This is a genomic window from Nitratidesulfovibrio oxamicus, from assembly GCF_015731765.1.
In the GTDB taxonomy this organism is placed as follows: Bacteria; Desulfobacterota; Desulfovibrionia; order Desulfovibrionales; family Desulfovibrionaceae; genus Cupidesulfovibrio; species Cupidesulfovibrio oxamicus.
Genome location: NZ_VRYY01000494.1, coordinates 1 through 1,697 on the forward strand (window position 1 = coordinate 1; position 1,697 = coordinate 1,697).

Annotated in this window: 1 protein-coding gene; it reads right to left on the reverse strand. The window is 69.9% G+C overall.

Annotation, left to right across the window (positions count from 1 at the left end):
- Positions 1-1,380 (reverse strand): YihY/virulence factor BrkB family protein (locus tag FVW20_RS14480; RefSeq protein WP_196610169.1); only part of this gene is annotated, 1,380 nt, incomplete at its 3' end.
- Positions 1,381-1,697: the final 317 nt, after the last annotated feature.

A 1,697-nucleotide genomic window follows, 5' to 3' on the forward strand; every position in this document is an offset into this window, starting at 1 on the left:
AGGGGCGTCGGGCGCGCGGGCCGGGGCCGCGTCGAACCAGTCGGGCAGGGTGGTGTCGTGGTAGGCGCGCAGGGTGGCGTTGGCCGGGCTGGCGGCCATGTCTCCGGCCAGGCGGGCCAGGGTGTCGTTGATGAATTCGAAGGACGTGGCCACCTGCTCCTCGCCCTCGCCACGGGTGCGCCCGGCCACGGCCAACAGCACGTCGGCGATGCGCAGTCCGTCGGGCGGCGCACCCAGCACCCAGGCCGGGGCATCGTCGCATACCCGCACCACCATGCCTTCGCGGGCCAGCCGGTCCAGCACGTCGTCCAGCACGTGGTCCGGGGCATCCAGAAGGGCGGCCATGCGATGGCCCGGCACCGCGCCCGTGCCGCGCACGAAGGCGCGGGTAAGCAGCAGCATGGCCAGCACGGCCAACCGGTCGCGCTCAAGGCGGCTCACCCTTCCGGCGCGCAGGTGCTTTTCGAAGGTGGGCGCGTTCTGCACCGCGTGGCACACCTCTACCCCGAACAGCACCACCGCCCACGAAACATACAGCCACATCAGGAACAGCGGCACCTGCGCGAAGCTGCCGTATATCAGCCCGTAACTGGCGAAGCGCGCCTGCCAGACCATGTAGGCGTACTCCGCGCCCTGCCAGGCCATGGCCGCCAGCAGCGCCCCTGCCATGGCCGCGCGCGGACGCACCCTGGTGTTGGGAATGTACGAGTACAGGAACAGCAGCACCACGAAGACCATGAACAGCGGCACCAGCTTGAGCAGCAGCAGGTAGGCCGCGCCCACCGGGGCCACTTCCAGCAGCCTGCCCAGCACCTTGCCGCTGCGCAGGCTGGCGCCCAGGGTGATGGCGGTGCCCATCAGCAGGGGGCAGGCCAGCATCACCGAAAAGAAATCGGTGAACTTGCGCCACGGGCTGCGGCCCTGGCGCACCTTCCAGATGGCGTTGAACGAGCGTTCGATGTTGGCCATGAGCATGCCCGCCGTCAACAGCAGAAAGGCGGCGCTTACCGCGCCCATGCGGCCCGCGCTGGTGCGTTCCACGTATTCCAGGATGCGCGCCACCGTGTCCGGGTTGCCTGCGGCAAGGCGCAGCAGCAGCATCTGGGTAGCCTCGGCGTTGTGCACCCCAAGCCCCTTGGTGATGGAAAACACCACGGCCAGAAAGGGCACCATGGACAACACGAAGGTCATGGTCAGGGCGGATGCGCGCAACAGGCACTGGTCGTCCACGAAACCCAGCGCCGCCTGAAAGGCACGCCGCACAAGCCAGACCAGGCCGCGACGGGCGGGCGGGCCTGTTTCGGCACGTTCGAGCCACACGTCGCTGGTCACGTAGCGGCGCACGCGTCGGGCGCGGTCGCGCAGGGTGGGTCCGTGCATCCGGCCTCCGTGGGTTATGGGAGCTGGGCGAAAGGCAGTGCGGGCGGGGGCGCGACAGCCCCTTGCCATGGGCCGGGTCTGTTCGTACCATGCATCCCATGCAAGCGTATCAGAACGGGACCGATGCAGGCAATCACGTGGCGCAAGCCGGGCGTGCGCTCCGCGCCGCGCATGGGGCGGATGGGCAGTCCGGCGGCTCTATCGGGGCGTCCGGCCCTGAATGTTCCGGGCCGGAGTGCCCGGGCCCGGAACATCCGGATCAGGGCGCCCGGTTCCGCCGAGCGGCCCTGTGGCGCGCGCTGGCTTCCGCCGCGCTG